Source organism: Halorubrum sp. SD683, from assembly GCF_002135045.1.
Classification (GTDB): domain Archaea; phylum Halobacteriota; class Halobacteria; order Halobacteriales; family Haloferacaceae; genus Halorubrum; species Halorubrum ezzemoulense.
The window spans coordinates 1-19,545 of sequence record NZ_NEWJ01000049.1 but is presented as its reverse complement, the minus strand read 5'-3'; the positions used below and the strand labels follow the sequence as shown (position 1 = coordinate 19,545).

The 19,545-nt window shown below is 67.7% G+C and carries 26 protein-coding genes; 14 read left to right on the top strand and 12 right to left on the bottom strand.

Annotated features, from left to right (window positions below):
- Positions 1-682 precede the first annotated feature (682 nt).
- The 5 genes from B9G49_RS16295 (at position 683) to B9G49_RS11780 (ending at position 3,936) form a co-directional block, all read left to right on the top strand.
- Positions 683-1,162 carry a hypothetical protein gene (locus B9G49_RS16295; RefSeq protein ID WP_141213559.1) on the top strand — a complete coding sequence of 160 codons (480 nt, stop codon included), beginning with the start codon at positions 683-685 and terminating at the stop codon, positions 1,160-1,162.
- Positions 1,163-1,242: 80 nt separating this feature from the next.
- Positions 1,243-1,782: a hypothetical protein gene (locus tag B9G49_RS11795; RefSeq protein WP_049929483.1), complete on the top strand. Its 540-nt coding sequence runs from the start codon at positions 1,243-1,245 to the stop codon at positions 1,780-1,782.
- Positions 1,779-2,702 carry a hypothetical protein gene (locus B9G49_RS11790; RefSeq protein WP_086216498.1) on the top strand — a complete coding sequence of 308 codons (924 nt, stop codon included), beginning with the start codon at positions 1,779-1,781 and terminating at the stop codon, positions 2,700-2,702. Before B9G49_RS11795 ends, B9G49_RS11790 begins: the two co-directional genes overlap by 4 nt.
- A 56-nt stretch (positions 2,703-2,758) precedes the next feature.
- Positions 2,759-3,178, top strand: coding sequence for a hypothetical protein (locus B9G49_RS11785; protein ID WP_198943834.1), 420 nt, complete (start codon positions 2,759-2,761; stop codon positions 3,176-3,178).
- 2 nt (positions 3,179-3,180) lie between these two features.
- A complete protein-coding gene (locus tag B9G49_RS11780) occupies positions 3,181-3,936 on the top strand; it encodes a hypothetical protein (protein ID WP_129452384.1) in 756 nt (251 codons plus the stop codon).
- A gap of 71 nt (positions 3,937-4,007) precedes the next feature.
- Here B9G49_RS11780 and B9G49_RS11775 read toward each other — a convergent pair whose 3' ends face one another.
- Positions 4,008-5,519 carry a hypothetical protein gene (locus B9G49_RS11775; RefSeq protein WP_143414698.1) on the bottom strand — a complete coding sequence of 504 codons (1,512 nt, stop codon included), beginning with the start codon at positions 5,517-5,519 and terminating at the stop codon, positions 4,008-4,010.
- 335 nt (positions 5,520-5,854) lie between these two features.
- Between B9G49_RS11775 and B9G49_RS11770 the strand changes: the two genes are divergently transcribed.
- The 3 genes from B9G49_RS11770 (at position 5,855) to B9G49_RS11760 (ending at position 7,695) form a co-directional block, all read left to right on the top strand.
- Complete coding sequence (locus B9G49_RS11770) at positions 5,855-6,649, top strand: alanyl-tRNA editing protein (RefSeq protein WP_086216495.1); 795 nt, start codon at positions 5,855-5,857, stop codon at positions 6,647-6,649.
- Positions 6,650-6,772: 123 nt separating this feature from the next.
- Positions 6,773-7,093 carry a transcription factor S gene (locus tag B9G49_RS11765; RefSeq protein WP_049929490.1) on the top strand — a complete coding sequence of 107 codons (321 nt, stop codon included), beginning with the start codon at positions 6,773-6,775 and terminating at the stop codon, positions 7,091-7,093.
- A 71-nt stretch (positions 7,094-7,164) separates the two neighbouring features.
- Complete coding sequence (locus B9G49_RS11760; RefSeq protein WP_086216494.1) at positions 7,165-7,695, top strand: hypothetical protein; 531 nt, start codon at positions 7,165-7,167, stop codon at positions 7,693-7,695.
- Between the two features lie 7 nt (positions 7,696-7,702).
- On the opposite strand, the gene B9G49_RS11755 is transcribed toward B9G49_RS11760, so the two are convergent.
- The 4 genes from B9G49_RS11755 to B9G49_RS11740 all read right to left on the bottom strand — a co-directional run bounded on the left by B9G49_RS11755 (position 7,703) and on the right by B9G49_RS11740 (position 11,005).
- Positions 7,703-8,290: a hypothetical protein gene (locus tag B9G49_RS11755; protein ID WP_086216493.1), complete on the bottom strand. Its 588-nt coding sequence runs from the start codon at positions 8,288-8,290 to the stop codon at positions 7,703-7,705.
- 47 nt (positions 8,291-8,337) lie between these two features.
- On the bottom strand, positions 8,338-8,718 hold the full coding sequence (locus B9G49_RS11750; protein ID WP_049929493.1) for a methylglyoxal synthase: 381 nt from the start codon (positions 8,716-8,718) through the stop codon (positions 8,338-8,340).
- A gap of 117 nt (positions 8,719-8,835) precedes the next feature.
- On the bottom strand, positions 8,836-9,012 hold the full coding sequence (locus tag B9G49_RS16575; RefSeq protein WP_158093615.1) for a hypothetical protein: 177 nt from the start codon (positions 9,010-9,012) through the stop codon (positions 8,836-8,838).
- A 67-nt stretch (positions 9,013-9,079) separates the two neighbouring features.
- Complete coding sequence (locus tag B9G49_RS11740) at positions 9,080-11,005, bottom strand: beta-CASP ribonuclease aCPSF1 (protein ID WP_049929494.1); 1,926 nt, start codon at positions 11,003-11,005, stop codon at positions 9,080-9,082.
- 221 nt (positions 11,006-11,226) lie between these two features.
- Here B9G49_RS11740 and B9G49_RS11735 point away from each other — a divergent pair, with 221 nt between their 5' ends.
- Positions 11,227-11,742 (top strand): hypothetical protein, encoded by a 516-nt coding sequence (locus B9G49_RS11735; RefSeq protein WP_086216492.1) that lies wholly within the window; start codon positions 11,227-11,229, stop codon positions 11,740-11,742.
- Between the two features lie 34 nt (positions 11,743-11,776).
- On the opposite strand, the gene B9G49_RS11730 is transcribed toward B9G49_RS11735, so the two are convergent.
- The 7 genes from B9G49_RS11730 to B9G49_RS11700 all read right to left on the bottom strand — a co-directional run bounded on the left by B9G49_RS11730 (position 11,777) and on the right by B9G49_RS11700 (position 16,768).
- Positions 11,777-12,643 (bottom strand): SDR family oxidoreductase, encoded by an 867-nt coding sequence (locus B9G49_RS11730; RefSeq protein ID WP_086216491.1) that lies wholly within the window; start codon positions 12,641-12,643, stop codon positions 11,777-11,779.
- A 45-nt stretch (positions 12,644-12,688) separates the two neighbouring features.
- Positions 12,689-13,165: a GNAT family N-acetyltransferase gene (locus B9G49_RS11725; RefSeq protein ID WP_086216490.1), complete on the bottom strand. Its 477-nt coding sequence runs from the start codon at positions 13,163-13,165 to the stop codon at positions 12,689-12,691.
- A 54-nt stretch (positions 13,166-13,219) separates the two neighbouring features.
- Positions 13,220-13,981: an archaeal proteasome endopeptidase complex subunit alpha gene (psmA, locus tag B9G49_RS11720; RefSeq protein WP_049929499.1), complete on the bottom strand. Its 762-nt coding sequence runs from the start codon at positions 13,979-13,981 to the stop codon at positions 13,220-13,222.
- Positions 13,982-13,985: 4 nt separating this feature from the next.
- On the bottom strand, positions 13,986-14,465 hold the full coding sequence (locus tag B9G49_RS11715) for an Rpp14/Pop5 family protein (protein WP_086216489.1): 480 nt from the start codon (positions 14,463-14,465) through the stop codon (positions 13,986-13,988).
- A gap of 7 nt (positions 14,466-14,472) precedes the next feature.
- Complete coding sequence (locus tag B9G49_RS11710) at positions 14,473-15,096, bottom strand: class I SAM-dependent methyltransferase (RefSeq protein WP_086216488.1); 624 nt, start codon at positions 15,094-15,096, stop codon at positions 14,473-14,475.
- Positions 15,077-15,829 carry an RNase P subunit p30 family protein gene (locus B9G49_RS11705; protein WP_086216487.1) on the bottom strand — a complete coding sequence of 251 codons (753 nt, stop codon included), beginning with the start codon at positions 15,827-15,829 and terminating at the stop codon, positions 15,077-15,079. Before B9G49_RS11705 ends, B9G49_RS11710 begins: the two co-directional genes overlap by 20 nt.
- A gap of 123 nt (positions 15,830-15,952) precedes the next feature.
- The gene (locus B9G49_RS11700; RefSeq protein ID WP_086216486.1) at positions 15,953-16,768 is read right to left on the bottom strand and encodes a DUF6498-containing protein; all 816 of its coding nucleotides are present in this window, start codon (positions 16,766-16,768) and stop codon (positions 15,953-15,955) included.
- Positions 16,769-16,839: 71 nt separating this feature from the next.
- On the opposite strand from B9G49_RS11700, the gene B9G49_RS11695 reads away from it, so the two are divergent.
- From B9G49_RS11695 to B9G49_RS11675, 5 genes are all read left to right on the top strand, one after another.
- The gene (locus tag B9G49_RS11695) at positions 16,840-17,124 is read left to right on the top strand and encodes a DUF357 domain-containing protein (protein WP_086216485.1); all 285 of its coding nucleotides are present in this window, start codon (positions 16,840-16,842) and stop codon (positions 17,122-17,124) included.
- An 81-nt stretch (positions 17,125-17,205) separates the two neighbouring features.
- Entirely contained in the window at positions 17,206-18,324 is a 1,119-nt protein-coding gene (locus B9G49_RS11690) for a M20 family metallopeptidase (protein WP_086216484.1), read from the top strand.
- Positions 18,325-18,426: 102 nt separating this feature from the next.
- The gene (locus B9G49_RS11685; protein ID WP_004050128.1) at positions 18,427-18,579 is read left to right on the top strand and encodes a 50S ribosomal protein L39e; all 153 of its coding nucleotides are present in this window, start codon (positions 18,427-18,429) and stop codon (positions 18,577-18,579) included.
- Positions 18,580-18,858 carry a 50S ribosomal protein L31e gene (locus B9G49_RS11680; protein ID WP_049929507.1) on the top strand — a complete coding sequence of 93 codons (279 nt, stop codon included), beginning with the start codon at positions 18,580-18,582 and terminating at the stop codon, positions 18,856-18,858.
- A gap of 1 nt (position 18,859) precedes the next feature.
- Positions 18,860-19,525 carry a translation initiation factor IF-6 gene (locus B9G49_RS11675; RefSeq protein ID WP_049929508.1) on the top strand — a complete coding sequence of 222 codons (666 nt, stop codon included), beginning with the start codon at positions 18,860-18,862 and terminating at the stop codon, positions 19,523-19,525.
- Positions 19,526-19,545: the final 20 nt, after the last annotated feature.

Below are 19,545 nucleotides of genomic sequence, written 5' to 3'. Positions count from 1 at the left end.
TCGACGATGGCGTCGAGCGGCTCGGGCCGAAATTCTATTACCCCAAGTTCCGCAAGTTCCGCTAGCCTCTGGCCGAAGGCAGGACGGTCTTCACACATACCCGTCTTTGCCAGGCCAGAGGCACTAATACTCCTGGTTCCGCCAGTCTACTGAAGAGCGACGGAGGAAAGCAAGTACGTAGTCAACGAATTGACCGCCACCATCCTGGGGAGGGGAGGGGGGTAGATTCGCCTCTATCGCCGGGAACTCTTCGAACAACCGACACAACCTCCTCGATGAAGCGGGAAATTTGGGTGGTAAGTGACAAGAGTCTCGCGCTTCAGCCCCTCTGAGTTAGTGCTCTACCTCGCTGCTGTATGGCAATTTAACACGCCTCCCGACGGGGTACCGACATTTACCGATGGGACGGTCACAACGGGAAATGCATCCTCTACTCGGGTCTCCACAAACTTCTCGCAGATGTGAGATCGCCCCGAGGGCGTTGTCTGTAATTTACTAGAATTAATAATTTAAACGCGGTTTTTATATATCGACTCCGTCCGAATACTAGCTAATGTCCTATCTCGTACAGAGCCACTCTCTCCGAGGTCGGTCCTCTGTCCGACCGAAATCGGATGTATAACACCAGCGACCATCCCGCGGAACGCACACACCCTCCGTAACGATCGTAAGGTAACTCGAAGTGACCCCACCTCGCAAATCGAAGCGACTCACGTCGGATCGTCGCGGCCAGACGCTCCAAGACTACGTCATCGGGGTGTCGATATTTCTCCTCACGACTGCGTTCGTCGTGGGATTCATCCCGACTCTCTTCACACCGTTTACGGCGCCTGTTGACGCTTCACAGACCGCACAGGCCGATAGGTACGCCGCCGAAGTCCTCGCGGAGATCACTCAACCAGACTCGAAGAACGTGCTCGACGGCGCTGGCACTGACTCGTTTTTCGCGAACGAGTCTAACTTAGACGGAATACCGACGGCCGAACAGAGTGAGGTGAACGTGACGCTCGTCGACGGAAACGGGACGGTCCAACATACAGTCGGTCCACCGTATCAGGGCGAGTCCACGGCCGCTGCGACACGCGTCGTCGTCCCGGAGTCGGGCTACGTAGGGAACCACACCTGTACGGCCACCTGTCGTATCGAGGTGCGACTATGGTAGCCGGTCCGCCGAAACGGCGACCGCCGTCCGACGCGGATCGCGGGCAAGCGTACACTCTCGAAGGCGTTATTTCCGCAGTCGTGATCCTCACGGCGCTACTGTTAGCGACGACTGCGGTGGTAATTACCCCCACAACGGCCGGAACGATCGATCGCGACACAATGGCACAGTTGGGGACGCAGACGGACGACGTTCTCGCGACCGCTCACGAGCGGGACGCGCTTCGTGAAGCCGCACTGTACTGGGACTCCCAAGACGGACAATCGGGGTGGCCGACCGCGTACCAGCCCGGCGATGACTGCCCCGACACGATAGCGGACGAGCCACTCACGCTGTGCCTTCTCCTCGAAGAGACGTTCACTTCCCGGTTCTATCGGTACAACGTCTATCTGGATTATCAGACGCAGGGGAAGACGACGGAGACGGAGCCGCTGTTCGTCCAAGGAACTCCCGGTCGAAACGCGGTCACCGCGACCCGTTCGATAGCGCTTCACGACGGGATGGAGTTGACACACAGTCCCGGCGGTACCCTCGGGGGGAACGTCTCGAAGTTCTACGCCGAGGACCTCGACGACCCGACCTTGGTAAACGTGGTCGAAGTTCGGGTGATCGTCTGGTGATCCCGAAACTCGACGACCGCGGTCAACTGATGCTCGTGGGGGCGGTCGTGATGGCAGCGAGCCTATTGGCACTCGTCGTCGTGCTGAACTCTACAATCTACACCCAAAACACCAATCCCGGAAATTCTCTCGGGGAGATGAACGAAGTAGAGCGACAGTTGGAAGTCGTTCGAACGGATGTCGACCGCCTCACCGACCGGCTTGAACAACGAGACGGCTACGTCGACATCCACGAGTTGAACGCGACGTTGACCGTTTACAGCGATCGGAAGGCGGAGCAGATCGTCGACCGGCGGCCGGCGTATCTTGATGTGACGTTGAACGAGAGCGCGTCCGAACTCGAAAGGGAGGTTCTTCGGCAGCGCAACCGCTCACGAGCCGTCCTCTCGCGGGCGAACCAAAGCCACTGGACCCTCGTGGAGGACGCGACGTTCAACGAATCCACCCCGTTCGAGCTCGTCATAGAACCGCGGAGCCCGACGCCGACGACGTTCATCGCCAGGGGTGAAGACGGCGGCGATTGGCGCCTCAACGTTAGCCAAGGCCCGTCGAATACCGTCAGCGTCGACGTCACGTACGACAACGGAACCACGGTCAGTGAGTCGGTCTCGGGGAACGCGACTCGGGTGAACGTCACTGGTGGAGCGATCAACGGGACCCAGCGCTTCGCGTTCGCTCCAGGACTGAACGCCCCGTACGACCTTCGCGTTGAAAACGGTCACCGGTCCGACGGTGCGTATCATCTCCTCGTCGACGAGGCCAGCGACGTCGATTCCGGGAACTTCCACACCGACCCGGGTGACGGTCAGCCGTACGTGAGCCGCGAGCTGTCGACTGCCGTCGTCGATGTCGAATACGTGAGCGACAAAGTGTCTGCGGAGTCGCAGATAACGGTTCGGATCGGTGGTGATTCGGAATGAAAGGCATCGGTGTAACAGACCGGCTTCGCGGCGACCGGCGGGGAGTTTCGGTCGCGTTGACACACGTTCTCACGATGGGGATTACCTCCGTGCTGATCGCCGGGCTTATCATCACTGCGGGCGGCGCGGTCGAGACGCAGCGTGAGCGGGCGGTAGAGGGCGAACTCACGACGATCGGAGAACGGATCGGGACCGAACTCACGGCACTGGACCGCGTCGCCGACCCGACGAACTCGACGATGACCGTCGAGACGTCACATCCCGAGCGGGTCGTGAACTCGCGCTACCGAGTGCGACTGACATCGAATTACGGAGACTGTCGGTCGGACGCCTGCCTCGTGCTCGAATCGCGGGCGATCGAAGCCCCGGTCGTGATCCCCGTCCGCGACGACATCGACACCGTCGAGTCGACCGCCTTCGGAGGGGAGATCAGACTCGTTCACAACGGGACCGCGGTCCGCGTGGAGCGTGTGTAGCCATGACTGCGAACGAGCGCGCCGTAAGCGATATGGTCGGATTCGTCCTCTCGTTTTCACTCATCCTACTCGCTGTCAGCGCCGTGTACACCGGCGGATTCGCCGCTATCACCGAACAACAACAGGAGGAACAGATACACAACACCGAGCGCGCGATGTCGGTGCTCGCGGAGAACTTTCACGACATCGAGCGGGGAAACGCCCCGACACGGGCGGGCGAGTTCCGACTCTCGGGAGGCACGCTATCGCTGGACCGTACCGCGAGGTTCACCGTGTCTGTTGGACTCGATAACGGGACGTTCGCGGAGACCGTCCGAACCGGGTCACTCTCGTACACGAAAGACGAGACCGAGATAAGCTACGAGAACGGGGCGGTCCTACGGACGAACGACGGCTACGGATTCGTGTCACGCCCACCGACCGTGACGTGTCGAGACGGGGAGGCGATCATCTCGTTGGTCGAGATCGATCCGCGCGGTAACGTCACATCGACGAGTGTGGACGGATCGGTACTGGTCACGGTCGCGAAGCAGGATTCCGGAATATACTATCCGAGGCGGGAAAACGGGACCGTCGTCAACGAGGCCGACGTGGCCCAAAACGTAACGATCCAGGTCGAGGAGTCACGCCACGAGAAAGCTTGGGAAGGGTGGTTCGCCGAACGCGAGGGATGGAACCAGACGGCGGCGGGCTACACGTGCGAGGCCGATACCGTATTCGTTCGGACGACCAAGGTGACGGTGGGGCTCTTGCCTTAACAGGCCCGTGACGGCAGGGCCCGGTCAAGTCCGAGACGAGCGGTTCGATTTCGATCGGCTGAGCGATTCACTCACTTGTCGGCGGTCTCGATGATGACCTCGTTCGTCGTCAGTCTGATCTCGAACCCGCCGGCGACCTCCTTGCCCTCCTGGTCCTCTATCTCCAAGAGTGCGATCGCGTCGTTGTAATTGGGATCGCCGATATCGTCTTTCGCGCTCTCCCACGTGGCGTCCGGGTCAGTGATCTCGAAGAGGAACACCACTTGGTTGTCCTCTAGCTGTAGGTGTCCCGTCTCGTTGAGCAGTGGGCCGAGAACTTCTTCGGCGTTGCGTTGCCGGTACCTCGTCTCTATCACCGCCATCTCGTCGCCGTTCTTGAGCACTCTGACGTTCTCCGGGTTCTCACCCGCCGACGCGTCCGTGCGGAGGTTCACCGAGCCGAGATCGTCGCAGTTGTAGTGATACCACGTCGTTCCGTCGTACGTGTCCGCCCCAGCGTAGTCGTAATCGGCACACGACCACTGCGTCGCTCGGATCGACACTGTCGCTCCCGCCTCGACTTCGAACTCGTGAGTCCACTCGGAGAGCTGGGTCTCTCGGTCGTTGAGGTTCTGTTCGGCGGTGACGGGGTCACCGGGATCGTACGGTCCGTCGGGCCACGGCCGCATCTGTTCGTCGTCGGTTACGACTCCCATCGTAACCGGGGCCCAGTATTTTCGCATACCGCCCCACCAGATGGGTGTCTGACTGGACACCTCCGTTCCCAGGACCGTCGTCGAGACAGTCGCGTTCTCCGAGACGCTGATTTCGCTTTCATTCCCCCCGACGCCGAAGTCCACGCCTTCGGAGATCGTTACCGTCACCGAGTCGTCGTCGGGATCGGCGTTGTCGAGGTCGTACGTCGAATTCGTCGAGACTTCACTTTCGAGGTATTCGCCCCACACGTCGGCGTAGCGGCTCTCGACGGTAACGGTCATTTGCGACGCGTTCGAACAGTTCGCCATCAGTTGAGAGTACTCGCGAGACCGTTCACGAGAGTATTCGAGGTTCTTGGTTGCCTGGAGCGTCTCCACCTGTCCGCCGGCGCTGCCGTTGATATTCACAGACGGAAACGTCAGCGTTCCGTCCTTGTACTCCATATCGGGGGGTGAGATCATCTCGTTGCCGCTCGGCGTCCCTTTCCAGATCCCACCGCCCTGATAGGTGACGGTCGAGTAACCGTCGCTCTCGTAGTGAAGCGATCCCATCGGAATCACGAACGGGGTACAGCTCGGGCCGCCGTCGAGTTCGATTACCATCTCCGCGTTGTCGGCGACGCGTACCGATTGCCCCTCGCTGGGGTCGAAAGCGAGCGTGTGTTCGAGGTTGTCGCTGAACGCGACCTCACTCAGCCGGGAGTCAATCTCCCGCATCGTCTGTTCCGCGTCTTGCCCCTGAATTTCGCCCCTGAGATCGCCCATCATGGCCGTTCCGAAGTAGAGAGTTACCGACGCTGCTACGACAATCATCCCGATCAACAGGACGAACCCGATGAGGGTCGACTGCCCTCGTTCCCGTCTTCGAGGTGTGGTGGGCGGTGTCATGGGTATTCTCGACGAAGCAGCATCAAGTGCCCCGGCAGGATGTTATGAAAACGTCGTCAATCTGAAATTGATAAGCTTTCGGTCAAAGTATTGCGTATGATAACTACTGGTGTGGATCAGGCCCCAGTACCCTGTGAAGGTCGAACTGGACTCTCCCATTTCAACCCCCCCTTTATTTAGCGGCTCACCCCGCTGCTGTCTGGCGATTCAACACGGCCGCTCAGAGACATGAGGGTGCCCAACTCTGCCGCCGCGGGATGGCTTTCCGGCCGGTGCGTTCCGAAGCGGCCACGGCGAGCCGTGGATATATTTCGGCGGCGACCTTTCCTGTATCCGTGACCGAGCGACTCTACCTCGCGGACGACGCGGTGACGACGTTCGAGGCGACCGTCGAGCGCGTCCTCTCGGACCCGGCCCGGATCGTCCTCGACCGGACCCACTTCTACCCGACCGGCGGCGGGCAACCGCACGACACCGGGACGATCCGGGCGACCGACGGCGACGGGGACGCTCCATGGCGCGTCGTCGACACCGAGATGGCGGACACGGTCCACCACGAGGTCGAACCGACCGGAGACGCTGGTAGTTCGGACGAGGCACCCGCGCTCCCGGAGCCGGGAACCGACGTAACCTGCGAGATCGACGCCGACCGCCGCGTGGCGCACTCGCGGTACCACACCGCACAGCACCTGCTGTCGGCGCTGCTGCTCGACGAGTTCGACGCGCAGACGACCGGGAACCAGCTGTACGCCGACCGGGCGCGTCTCGACGCGGCCTACGAGCGGTTCACCGACGACGACCTCGACCGGATCGAGGCGCGGCTCAACGAGCTCGTCGCCGACGCGCGACCGGTGTCGAGCTACACGATGGACCGCGAGACCGCGGAGGCGACGCTCGACACCGACCGGACGCGGATCGACCTCCTCCCCGACTCGATCGAGGAGCTCCGGATCGTCGAGATAGCTGGCGCGGACGAGGGCGACGAGCCGTATGACCGCACCGCCTGCGCGGGGACGCACGTCGCGAACACGTCCGACATCGGCGAGGTCGTCGTCACCGGTCGAGAGACGAAGGGGCCCGAGGAGGAGCGCGTCCGCTTCGCGCTCGCCGAACACGTCGACGTGGAATGACGGGGGAGACGCCGGCGGCCCGGTCGGCGTCCGCCCGCGACTCTCCCCGGCGCTCGCCAACGCCTCCACCCGGCGTCCGTCTGCGATCCCGCCGTTTATATACGATCCGCGGTAGGTTCGGGCATGAAGTTCTGCGACGAGTGCGGATCCATGATGAAATCCGGCGCGGGCGAGGACCACTGGGTGTGTGACTCCTGCGGGTACGAGATCGGGCGCGAGGACGGCGACGACGAGTGGACGACCCAGTCGCAGGTCGAGTCCGAGATCGTCGACGTGAGCGACGCCGAGGACAAGGGGCTCCCGACGACGACCGCGCAGTGTCCCGAGTGCGACAACGATCAGGCGTACTGGTACATGCAGCAGATCCGCGCGGCCGACGAGTCTGAGACCCGCTTTTTCGTCTGTACCGAGTGCGAACACAAGTGGCGCGAAGACGACCACTGACCGGCTCTTCGACCCTCTGACCGCCTCCCGCTGCCCGTCCGTTTTATTCCCGTCCGGAGAGATACGAGTCCATGGAGCCACCGGTCGTCCCCCGCGACCGCCTCGACGGCTGGACGCTCGTCGCGGAGACGACGGAGCGCCCCTTCGAGGCGGGACCGGTCTCGGTCACCGCGGGCACGGCGCGCTACGAGCGCGAGACCCCGCCGCCGCGGCCGTTCTTCTTCGCGAGTCGACTCCGCGTCTCGCCGGAGACCGGACCGAACCCGGCGCTCACGCGGCTCGTCGAGTCGCGGGCCCGCGAGGGGTTCCGCGACCGCCTCGCCGAGCGGGACATCACCGACCTCGCGCGGCACGACGAGCGACGCATCGACGTCGACGATCCGGACGCGTCGCGCGCGACGCTCACCGTGTCCCACGGGCACTGCGAGGTCGACGGCGAACGCGTCTCGGTGGAGGCGCTGCTCGCGGTGTGGGAGGCCGGAGAGTACCTGTTGGCGGGCGGCGCGTACCCGAGCGGTGACGACTTCGAGGCGACCCGACGGGAGGTGTTGTCGCTCGTCCGCGGGGTTCGTCCCCCGGACGACGACGCGGTCGAGCGGTAGGGACCCGTCAGCAGTCGACCGCGCCGGCGCTCGAACCGATCGGCGATCCGTCGTCCTCGTAGTCGGCGTCGCCCACCGACCCGGTGAACATCGGGAACCGTAGCTCGTAGGTGTACAGCACGTCGAACGCCGCGAACGGGTCTCCCTCAGCGATCGCCTGCCGCGCGGTCAGTCGCACGCCCGCGGCGAGCGTCACGATCGGTTCGCCGCCGAGTCGCCCGGCGGTCTCGACGCCGAACTCGTTGCCCGCGGCGGGGTCGGTGAGTACGGAGAGGTGGATCACCGTCTCCATCGTCGCGCTCCCCTCGTCGCCGCCGATCGCGATCGGGTACCCCGTTCCGGCGAAACACCGCGTGATCGGGCCGACCCGACTCCCGCTCGCGTTTGCTTCGGCGCCGATGGTCCCCGGACCGCCCGCGGCCCCCGCGACCGACGCGTGGGCGCCCGCCGCCGCCAAGCGAACGACCGTTTCCGACCCTGCGGCGTGCTCCGACACCGCGGGCTGGCCCGCGGCCGCGCCGGCGCCGACGGTCGCGAGGAGGAGCAGCAACGCGAACGTGAGGGCGCGGACGCGGGTTCCTGCGGGGCGAGTCATCTGTCGACCCTTGGTTCGGCCGGGTTAAATCTCCGCGGTCGGCGGTATCAGTCGAGAGAATCGCCGCCGAGCAGCCCGTCGACGAGCATCTCCGCGGACGCGACGTTCGTCGCCAGCGGTACGTCCTTCACGTCGCAGACCCGCAGCAGCGCCGAGATGTCCGGCTCGTGCGCCTGCGCGGTCAGCGGGTCGCGGAGGAAGACGACCCCGTCGATCTGGTCGCCCGCTATCATCCCGCCGATCTGGAGGTCGCCGCCGAAGGGACCGGAGGCCTGCCGGTTCACGGAGAGGCCCGTGGCCTCCGCGATCCGCTTTCCGGTCGTCCCGGTGGTCACCAGTTCGCACTCGCCGAGGGCGTCGGTGTGCGACTCGACGAACGCGACCATCTCGTCTTTCAGCTCGTCGTGAGCGATGAGCGCGAGGCGCATACAGGGGAGTCGCGGGGGCGTCGCTTAAGCGCTGGCCTCGTCGCCCGACCTGTCGCCGTCGCGGCCGTCCCCGCCGCGGGCCGTCCGCCTCGCGCCGGAGCGACTGAGCGTCACCGGCTACGCGCCGGCGACCGCCGGGACCGGCGCTCCGTCCGCGAGCCTCGTCCCCGACCACACCGGGGCGAACTGCGGCATCGCGCCCGCGATCGCCACGCACACCCACGCGATCAACAGCAGGTGGACGAGACCGCCGAGTCCCGGCGCCGCGTCGATGTCGCCCGGAACTACCCCCATACGCGGGAGGCGGAGCGCCTCCGCCCTCCGGCTGTCCCCGAAGACGCTCACGCCCCTCGCCGCGCGCCTACTTGAACCGGAACGTCTCCAGGTTCTTCGGCGCGAACGTCCGCATGTTGTAGTCGTGGTACAGCGACGAGGAGAGGTCCTGGACGGAACTCTCGTCGCCGTGGACGCACAGCACCTTCTCCGGGCGGGGGTTCATCGTCTTCACGAAGTTCTCTAACCCCTGCCGGTCGGCGTGGCCGGAGAAGCCGTCGACGACCTCGGTGCCCATCTCCAGCGTGAGCGTGTCGCCGCGGCTCCCGCCGCCCCAGCCGTCGACCGGGATCTCGTCCCAGCCGTTCTGGATCCGGCGCCCGAGCGTTCCCTGCGCCTGGTAGCCGACGAAGACGAGGTTCGAGTCCGGGTCGGGGCCGATGTGGCGGAGCCACGACATGATGGGCCCGCCCTCGATCATCCCCGAGGTGGAGATGACGATACACTCGTCCCCGTCGGCGACCTCCTGCCGCTCCTCCTCACCGGCGTCGATGTGGTTGAACTGGTCGGCGAGGAACGGGTTCTCGTCCTCGTGGAAGATGCGGTCTCGGAGGTCGTCGCGGAGGTACTCGGGGTAGGTGGTGTGGATCGCGGTTGCCTCCCAGATCATCCCGTCGAGGTGGACGGGCATCTCGGGGATCTCACCCTCGCGCATCGCCTCCTCTAAGACGAGCATGATCTCCTGTGAGCGCCCGACCGCGAAGGCGGGGATGACGACCTTCCCGCCCTGCTCGTACGTCTCGTTGATGACCTCCTTGAGCGCCTCCTCGGAGTCCTCCTGGTCGGTCTGGTAGTCGTTGCGGCCGCCGTAGGTGGACTCAAGCACGAGCGTCTCCACGCGTGGGAAATCGTTGACCGCGCCGTTGAACAGGCGGGTATCCTCGTAGTGGATGTCGCCCGAGAACGCGACGTTGTAGAGGCCGTCGCCGATGTGGAAGTGGGTGACCGCGCTGCCGAGGATGTGGCCCGCGTTGTGGAACGTGAGCTTCACGTCCGGGGCGACATCCGTCACGTCGCCGTACTCCAGCGGGATGGTGTGTTTGATCGCGTCGCGGACCTGTGCGGACTCGTACGGCGGCGTCCGCCCGTCCTTCGCGGCGACGTCGAGGTAATCGAGCGTGAGCAGCCCCATCAGGTCGCGGGTCGGCTCCGTCGTGTAGATGGGGCCGTCGTAGCCGTACTTGAACAGGAGCGGGACCAGCGCGGAGTGGTCGAGGTGGGCGTGGGTCAGGATGACCGCGTCGAGGGTCGCCGCGCCCGCGCCGAGCGCCTCGGGCACTTGGAGGTACGGCACCTCGCCCTCCGCGCCGGGCTTGTCGCCGCAATCGATGAGGATCCGGGTCTCGGGCGTCGAAAGGATGAATGCCGCCCGGCCGACCTCGCGGCAGCAGCCGAGCGTCGTGATCCGGACCCACTCGTCGTCGGACATCTCCTCGCGGTGGATCTGCCGGCCGACCCGTTCGAGGATGTCGCGGCGCTCCTCGCGCTCGTTCTTCAGGAAGCCGCGGACGTTCGAGACGGTCGAGGACTCTATCGGCGGCGTCCGAACGACCTCTGGGGTCCACCCGACCTCCTGGGTGATCTCGCGGAGCGTCGAGCCCCGGCGGCCGATCACCATGCCGGGCTTCTCGGCCTCGATGACGACCTCGCCGGTGTCCTCGTGGAAGTCGAGGTCTGTCACGCCGGCCTCTTCCGGGATCACGTCCCGGACCTCGTCTTCTGCCCGCGCCGGCGGCGAGAGGGCGCTCGGGTCCGGGCGGACCGTGATCCGCTTTCGGAGCTTCGAGGCCAGCCGTCGGATCAGGTCGCCGTCGCCGGCGAACCGCTTGGGGTCGCGCGTGTACACGACCAGCTCCGGTCCCTCGTATTTCACGTCGGTGACCGTGATGTCGTTCGGAATCTCCTGTTCGATCTCTGATTTCAACGTATCGAGTTGCTTGTCGACTTGACTCATATCTCACTGCGGGTCGTCGGGGCCGCCGTCGTCGAATCGCGCCGCGGGTCGCGCCGCGACACGCCGCCGATCGGTCGACCGTGACGGGTAGGCATAGTGGAAGTACTGTCCGTAGTGTTCCGTGCGGGAACAGCCAGCGAAAACCCGCTTGTCTCAGGCTACTGCCCCGCCGTTATAAAAGCCTTCGCAAAGGGCAAGCCCCGGGCGGCCGAACGCCGCCCATGCGCGTCACGCCGCAGACGGTCCGCGACGAACACGCCTGGGTCCGCGACCGCGCCGACGTCGTCGTCCCGGTCCTCAACGACACCCGCGACCGCCTCGGTCGACGGTTCGAGACGACGGTGGACGAGGTGGCGCCAGACGCCTACCGCCGCGAGGTCGACGCCGTCTTCGCCGACGGCGCGGTCGCGGTCAACGTCGCGGCCTGCGTCGGGCTCCTCCGCGACCTCGACGTGGCGGGCGACTACCCGGGCTTCGTCGTCGACGAGGTCCTCGGGCGCGAGCTGGCGGCGACGATCGCCGGCGGCCGTCCCCTCTCGCTGCTCGCGCAGGCGACGTTCCACGTCGCGGACACGCACGTGGACCGCGACGCGGCGGCCGAGGCGGACGGGGCCGGCGCCGGAACGGCCGGCGCCGACGACCTCGACGCCGCGCTCGCGGCGGGGTTCCAGACGCGGCTCCCCGGCTGGAACTGGCGGGAAGGGGAGAGCCCGTTCGCGGTCGACGCGGACGGGTGACCCGTCGCCGCCGCTCGACCGGAGCGCGCCCGCGCTACGAGGTGAAGCTCCGAATGAACCCGTAGGCCTTGTCGATCAGGGCGTCGGGGAGGAACCGCGCGAGGACGCCGACGCTCGCGACGGTGCCCGGCTGGACCCGCGCGGGCGGCTGCGTCGCGCTCGCGGCGTCGTAGATGGCGTTCGCGACGAGTTCCGGCTCGACCGAGCCGGGGCCGTCGCCGCCGATCAGCTGCGCGTCCTCGAACATCGCGTAGAACTCGTCGTACGCCTCGGTCCGCTCGATCCCCTCGCGCTCCTCGGGGTCGGCTTCCGACTCCGCGCGCTTCGAGAAGTTCGTCCGCACGGGCCCCGGCTCGACGACGACCACGTCGATGCCGAGGTCGTCGATCTCGTTGCGGAGCGCGTCCGACATCGCCTCTAGGGCGAACTTCGACCCGCTGTACACGCCGCCGCCGGGGATCGACACCCGCCCCGCGACGGAGGAGACGTTAACGATGGTCCCGTCGCGCTCGCGGCGCATCGACGGGAGGACCGCCCGGATCAGTCGGTGCGGCCCGTACACGTTCACGTCGAACTGCTCGTGGACCCGCTCCGTGGTCACGTCCTCGACCGGGCCGAACTGGCCGTAGCCGGCGTTGTTGATCAGGGCGTCGATCGCGCCCTCCTCGTCTAAGATCCGCTCGACCACGCGGTCGATGTCGTCCTGATCGGTGACGTCGAGCGTGGCGAGCTCGCAGCCCGCCTCGCCGAGCGCTTCGATGTCCGCCGGGTTCCGCGCGGTGGCGTACACGGTCCATCCCTCGTCGAGGAACGCGTGCGCCGCGGCGCGACCGATGCCCGAGGAACAGCCGGTGATGAGTGCCGTCTTCTGCACGCGTTTCCGGTCTGTCTCCGACGGCATAACTCTCCCGACGCGGGCGCGGCCGGCCCGCCGCGTCCCGGTCGGTTACAGCTCCTCGGTCCGGATCCCCATCGCCTTCGACGCCGGCGCGGTCCGCTCGAACCCCCACCGCTCGTAGAATCCGTCGACGTCCGCGAAGCGGTTGACGTACGCGCCGTCGGGGGCGTTCGCGCGGAGCCACGCGACGAGCGCGCCGACCATCGCCGTCCCGATCCCCCGGCCCTGATGCGGCGGCGCGACCGCCGTGTCCGAGAGGCGGAACACCGACCCGCCGTCGCCGACGAGCCGCGCCATTCCGACCGTCGACCCGAACGCCGTCTCGACGACGTGGACGCCGAACGTCGTGTTCGGGAGCCCGCGCTCGACGGCCTCCCGGGACCGGTCTGTCATGCCCGCCTCCCGCCGGAGCCGGCGGAACGCCTCGACGGAGGGGGTCGTCTCGCGGAGCTCGTACCCGTCCGAAAGCGGTGACTCGCCGAGTCCCCGGTCGGCGTCGGGAACATCGACCGCGTCGTCGCTCATGTGTCGGCGTTCGCGGCCGCAAAAGTAGTCGCTTCGGTGCCGCGCTGGCCCGCGCTACTCCTCGTCGTCGGCCTCGTCCTCGTCGGTCGCGAGCAGGTCGCGCTCGTCGAGGATCGACTCGATCTCGTCGACCGGCCGCTCGGCGTACTCAGGGTCGTCGACGGTGATCGTCGCGACGCCGACGCCGTCCGGGGACAGCTCGCCGTCGTTCGACTGCGCGAGGGTGTCGAGCGCGAGCCCGACCGCCTCGTCCGTCGAGATGCCCTCCTCGTACTCCGTCTCCAGGTAGTCGCGGAGGTCGCTGCGGTCGGAGCCGATCGAGAGCGCCTGCCACTCGTACGGCGTGCCCGACGGGTCCGTCTCGAACAGGCGCGGCTCGCCGTTCTCGATGCCGCCGACGATGAGCGCGACGCCGAACGGGCGCGCGCCGCCGACCTGCGTGTACTGCTGGATGTGGTCGGTGATGTTCTTCGTGAGCGTCTCGATGCCGACGGGCTCGCCGTAGCGGAGGCGGTTCACCTGCGCCTGCCGGCGAGCGAAGTCGATGAGCTGGCGCGCGTCGGCGACGTGGCCCGCGCTCGCGACGCCGACGTGGTCGTCGGCCTTGTGGAGCTTCTCGATGCTCTCCGGCTCCATCAGCGGGGAGCGGGCGCGCTTGTCGGCCGCGAGGACGACGCCGTCCTCGGCGCGGATCCCGACGCTCGCCGTCCCTCGTTTCACCGCCTCCCGGGCGTACTCGACCTGGTAGAGTCGGCCGTCCGGAGAGAAGATTGTGATGCCGCGGTCGTACGCCTGCTGTTGGGATTGGCCCTGCATGATATCACTCGGTGTCGAACGTCGTCGCGCCGACGCGGTCCGACTCGGTCTCCACGTCGCACGCGTCTCCGCGCACGACCGCGGGCCGCTCGGACCCCTCGAACGCGACGTCTCGCTGTGTCGAACTGGCGGTCGCGCGACCCATATATCTTTCCTCACAGGCACGTACCGTCCCCGAAATCCCCCGCACGCGGATTCCGACCGGCTCGCCGTCGACCTCGCTCACGCAGGCCACCGCCGCGCGCGCCTCGTCGACGTGGCCGTGTCTGACCCGGACGACCGCCTCCCCGGTCCCGTCGGCGTGCGCGAACGACAGAAGCGTGAGGTCCGCGTCGGCGCTGCCGGCGTCCCCGAGGAGGTTGCCGGCGCTGTACCACAGCGCGCGCTGGAACGCGCGCCGCCCGACCTCGGTGTCGGGCCACGTCTCGATCCCGACGGCGAGGTACCGCCACCGCGGCCGGAGGTGTTTGGGGAGGTGCTTCACGGCGAGATCACGCCGGGAGTTCGCGGACGCGCTCCGCGACGATCACCGCGACCTGGTCGTGAATGCGCTCGACGACCGTCACCGCGAACCCCTCGTCGGTGAACGCCTCGACCAGCGTGCCGACCGTCGCGGGGTCGTCGACCTCGGGGCTGTAGAACGGAGTCTCGGGGTCCGGCTCCTCGAAGAAGGCGACGTCGCCGAGGACGATCCGCCGAGCGCCCGTCTCGCTCATCACGCGGATCGCCTCGCGCTTCTCGTCGTCCGCGAGGTGGTGGAGCGCGAAGTTCGAGGTGACCACGTCGACCGGTCGGTCGGCGTCGATCCCGGGGTCGCGGAACTCGCCGTACGCGAACTCGACGTTTTCGAGGCCGCGGTCGGCCGCCTTCCGCCGCCCCTCGTCCATCATCCCCTCGCTGATGTCGCGGGCGAGGACGCGCTCGGCGTCCTCGGCGAGCGCCAGCGCGATGGCCCCGGTCCCGGCTCCCAGATCGAGGACCACGTCGTCCGCCCCCGGCGACGCGTGGTCGATCACGAGGCTCGCGCAGGCCTGGTACTCGTCGCTCTTCGAGTCGTCGTACGACGCGGCCTTCTCGGAGAACCGTTCGGCGTGTTCAGCGACCGTCTTCTTCATACCTGCCACGTCGGACCCCCGGCTCTATGAAGCCCTCGGAGCGCCGCTCCCGGTTACGCTCGACGAGGTCGCCCCACGCCCGGAGCCCCGCGCGGACGGCCTCGGCGTCGAAGCCGATCGCCTCGCCGACCGCGACCAACTCGCGGGGCGCGCGGAGTCCGAGGTGCGACCGCGCGTTCGCGCTCACGACGTACGGCGCGTCGTAGTGGGCGACGATCTCTCGGAGCTTCCGGAGGTCGGCGAGCGCCCGAACCCGCTTCCCGCCGGTCTCGTGGAGCGCGGGGCCGAAGTCGAACTCGACCCGGACGCCGTTGTCCCGTGCCGCCTTCGCGAGGACGTGGTTGAAGTCGCCGCCGCCCGCCATCGGCCGGACGAGGACGTCGACGCGGGCCTGCTCGACCGCGAACCGGTTCAGCGCGTCGTCGCCGCCGACCACGCAGACCACGGTTCGGTCGGACCGGTAGTTTCCGACCGCGCCCGAGGCGCTCGTCGGATCGTCGGCGTCGATCTCGACCGCGTCGACGACGTCGATCCCGTACTCCTCGCGGAGCGCCTCCGGGTCGCGAGCCGGGCTCTCGCCGCGGTCCGCAGCGCTCGGACCGCCGTCCCCGGCCGCCGTCAGCGCGTCGCGCGTCCGCACCACGATCCCGTCGTACCCGTGCCGGGCCGCGGTGGCGGCGTGGCGCGCGACGGTTGCCTCCCCGTCGGGATAGGCGTGAACGGCCTCGTACATGCCCCGCCGTTTCGCGGCCGAGCGTATCGGCGTTGCGCTTTCGGCACCCCGACGCCGGCCGCGTCCTGTCTCCTCGCCGCGTTCGCTTCCCTCCCATCGCCGACGCGACCGCGCCCCGCGTCGTCAGCCGTCTCCGACGGACTCTTCGTCCTTCTTCCAGTCGCGCCTGGCGTCCTCGCCGGTAAACCACGTCGCGATCCCGTCCGGGTCGTCCTCCTGGAAGGCGCGCCGCCGGCTCCATTCGACGGTCGCCTTCCCGAGCGCGATCGGGAGGAGGTACGGAACGAGGAGGACCGCGTCGGCGACGCCGTCGAGCAGCTCGGGAGCCAGTACCACATCGATCACGGCGATTCCGAATGTCACCGAAACGACCGTCAGTATCGCGACGACGAAGTAGAAGAAGACGACGCGCTGGGCGGCCTCGACCACCATGTACGGCGACTGGTCCTCGTAGGCGCGCTCGGCGAAGAACTCCCGACGCACCTCCCCGACCTGCGCGCCGCAGACGCCGAGCGTCGCCACTCCGACCGTGGGCGTGAGGTACGAGAGCGCCTCCCAGCCGACCGCCAAGAGCGGAAACATCATGAACGCGAACACCCCGAGCGACCGGCGGACGACGCGGAAGTTCCGCCGGTAGATCGGCGGGAGCCACGAGACGAGGTGAACCGGCTCCGCGTCGGTCTCCCACACCTCGTCTCGCTCGGCGTCCTCGTCGTAGCCGGTGATGTAGAACGAGCGGCCTTCGAGCCGGATCGGTCGCTCGGCGAACATCGCGGCGGCGGCGTGGGCGATCACGAGGGCGGCGACCTCTATCCAATACACCGCGAGCAGTTCACCGACGCGCCAGCCGAACCCGACGACGCCGGCGAGCGGGAGGAGGTTCGTCGCGACCACGAGGGCGAGGGCCGATCGGCCTCCTGCGGGAGGGCGGGACTTCATCAGTCCAGTGTAACGGGTCGCGAGCGCAAAAATACCCGACCGCTTTTGTCCGCCCGACGGAACGCTCTGACATGCCCGCCGATCTTGAGGAGAAGACGGACCGCTACGAGCGGATGCTCGCGGACGCGCTGGCCGTCGCGGAGCCGCGCCCGCCGGCGGACACGCCGCTGGGCGAGGCCGCGGCGGACGTGACCGAGATGGCGGAGTCGTACCTCGACGACGGCCGCCACTTCCGCGACGACGGCGACCCGGTGAACGCGCTCGCCTCCTACTCGTACGGCTACGGCTGGCTCGACGCCGGGGTCCGGCTCGGGCTGTTCGCGGTGCCCGACGACACGGAGCTGTTCACGACCTGAGCGCCGGCCCGCTCCGGGGCCCGCGCTCGCCGCGCCCGACGTGAGGGACGCGCTTATGCGGCGACGGCCGTCACTGAGTCCATGGACGAACTCGCGGACCTCACCGAGCGGCTCGTCTCGATCCCATCGCACGAGGACGAGACGGCAGCGGGCGACGCGATCGAGGAGTGGCTGCGCGCGGAGACGGACGCGACCGTCGAGCGCGACGACGCCGGCAACGTGCTCGCGGTCAGGGGCGCGACCGACGACCCCGATGCCGACTCGCTCGCGCTCGTCGGCCACCACGACGTCGTCCCGCCCGCGCCCGAACAGACGGCCGGCGAGGGGACGGAGGGCGAGTACGTCATCGAGCGGCGCGACGGTCGGATCTACGGCCGCGGCACGGCCGACATGAAGGGGTCGGTCGCGGCCGCGATGCTCGCGTTCCGGGACGCGACGCCGCCGGAGGGCAGGGAGCTGATCTTCGCCTCCTTCGTCGGCGAGGAGGTCGGCGGCGACGGGGCTCGCCACGCGATCGACGCGGGGTTCGCCCCGGAACGCGCGGTCGTCGCCGAGGGGTCGACGAACTACTCGAAGCCGGGCGTGACGGACGTCGCCGTCGCCCACCGCGGCCGCCGCGGGTCGCGGCTCGTCGCGCACGGGGAGGCGGCCCACGCCTCGGAGCCGGAGGCGGGCGAGAACGCGATCTACCGCGCCTGCGACGCGATCGACGCGGTCCGCGGGCTCGACGCCCCGGAGGCGACGGTCCTCGGGAACGACGTGTCGGGGTCGCTGGCGGTCACGATCGTCGACGGCGGCGAGACGTGGAACGTGATCCCGGAGCGCTGCGAGGCGACCGTCGACGAGCGTACCGTTCCGGGCGACCGAGCCGATCTGGCTGGCGTCGCCGACGCGACGGCCGGGGTCGAGCTCGTCGTCGATCAGGACCTCCCGCCGATGGCCTGCGGCGACGCGGCGTTCGCGGACGCCGCCCTCGACGTCGCCCGCGCAGTCCACGATGAGTCGGGCTTCGACGCGCCCGAACACGTCACCAAGCCGCACGCGACCGACGCCGGCTGGCTCGCGGGGGCGGGGACCGACTGTCTCGTCTGCGGGGCCTCCGAGCCGGGCGAGGCACACACCGACACTGAGAGCGCGAGCCTGGAAGCCCTCGACCGCTGTCGTCGGATCTACATGGGGGTCGCCGAACGGGAACTGTAGTGGCCGCGAGGGGGAGGCCCCGGACGGAGCGGGGACTCACGGGCGCCTCGCGCGACCCGTATGGAAGGGGTTTTATGCGCCCCGCGGAAAGTGTGCGCCACTATGGGAGACAAGTCGAAGGCTCAAAAGAAGCGTCTGGCGAAGGCGGAGCGCCAGAACACCCGCGTCCCCGCGTGGGTCATGATGAAGACGGACATGAACGTGACGCGAAACCCCAAGCGGCGCAACTGGCGCCGGAACGACCTGGACGAGTAAATGTCGACGAACGACTTCGAGGAGCGCGTCGTCACCGTCCCGCTCCGCGACGCCAAGGAGAAGCCCGTCCAGCAGCGCGCCGACTACGCGATGAAGATCACGCGGCAGCACCTCGCGAAGCACTTCTCCGTCGACGAGGGCGACGTGATCATCGACGGCTCCGTCAACGAGGCCGTCTGGGCGAACGGGCGCCAGAACCCGCCCAGCACGGTGCGGGTCCGCGCGGCTCGGTTCGTCGAGGACGGCGAACCGGTCGTCGAGGCCGAGCACGCCGAGTAACGTGTTACGGGCGACCTTCACCGGCTCGTCGTACGTGGGCGTGTTCGCCCGCGCCGTCGACGACCTCCTGTTGATCCGACCGGACGTCGACGAGGCGCTCGCCGAGGACCTCGGGGCGGAACTCGGTGCGGAGCCGCTGCTGACGACGGTCGGGAGGTCCAACACGGTCGGATCCCTCGCGACGGGCAACGAGAACGGGATCCTCGTCTCCTCGCGCGCGACCGAGCGCGAGAAGGAGCGGATCGCGGACGCCGCCGGCGTCCCGGTGCGCGAACTCCCGGGCGAGATCAACGCCGCCGGGAACGTCGTCCTCGCGAACGACTACGGCGCGTACGTCCACCCGGACCTCTCGCGCGAATCGATCCGGACGATCAAAGACGCGCTCGACGTTCCCGTGACCCGGGGCGATCTCGGGGACGTCCGGACGGTCGGAACCGCGGCGGTCGCCAACGACACGGGCGTGCTGTGTCATCCACAGTCGACGGAGTCGGAGCTTCAAGCGGTCGAGGAGGCGCTCGACGTCCGCGCCGACCTCGGCACCATCAACTACGGCGCGCCGCTCGTCGGCTCCGGCCTCCTCGCCACCGACGAAGGGTACGTCGTCGGTGACGACACGACCGGACCGGAGCTCGGCCGCATCGAGGAGACGCTCGGCTTCATCGACTGAACCGCGCTCCGCCTTCCCCC